The 755-nt window shown below is 69.4% G+C and carries 1 protein-coding gene; it reads right to left on the bottom strand.

All coding sequences use genetic code 11. The annotated features are described in order from the left end of the window. Positions 1-755, bottom strand: a 755-nt coding sequence (locus tag BGIM_RS66225) for a serine/threonine-protein kinase (protein ID WP_193789072.1), incomplete at both ends; no start/stop codon positions are given.

Below are 755 nucleotides of genomic sequence, written 5' to 3' on the forward strand. Positions count from 1 at the left end.
GTTCCGGCTCCGAGGCCGGTCTGGGTCAGGCGGGCGTCGTCGGCGGCGCGGGCGAGGCCGAAGTCGGTCAGCCGGACATTGCCCGCCGGGGATTCCAACAGGATGTTGGCGGGCTTCACGTCCCGGTGAACCAGCCCGCGTTCGTGGGCGGCACCGAGGGCGAGGGCGGTTTCCAAGCCGATCCGCAACGCCTCGGCCGGGGGGACTGTCCCTTCCCGGTCGAGCCTCTGTTGGAGTGATTCCCCGTGAACAAACGGCATCACCAGCACCGGCACGCCCGCATACTCTTCAACGGCCAGCACCGGCACCACGTTCGGGTGGGTGATGGAGGCGGCCGCCCGGCCTTCGCGCAGGAACCGGCCGCGGGCCACCGAGTCGCCGCGCATTGAGAGAGCGGGAATCTTCAAGGCGACCGTGCGCCGCAGCACGACATCGTGCCCTTGAAGCACGATTCCCATGCCGCCGCGACCGACGACGCCCAGCACTTCATACGGCCCGATGCGATGGCGCTGGCCGGACGCCTTGGGCATCAACTCATCAACGGTGACATCCGGCAAGGTTTCCAACCGGGCGAGCGTTTCGCCGGTCAGCGGACTGCAAAAACCACGCAGGCTGGCCATCAGTTCCGGCGGCGCCGGGATGGCCGTCGTCCGGGCGGCGTCCAGCAGCCAGCCGGTGTCGCCCATCGCCTGCCGTTCAAAATTTTCCCGGCACTCGCGGCAGGCCGCGAGATGTCCGGCGAGGTCCGGCGGGGC

Origin of the sequence: Zavarzinella formosa DSM 19928 (assembly GCF_000255705.1) — a bacterium.
Classification (GTDB): Bacteria; Planctomycetota; Planctomycetia; order Gemmatales; family Gemmataceae; genus Zavarzinella; species Zavarzinella formosa.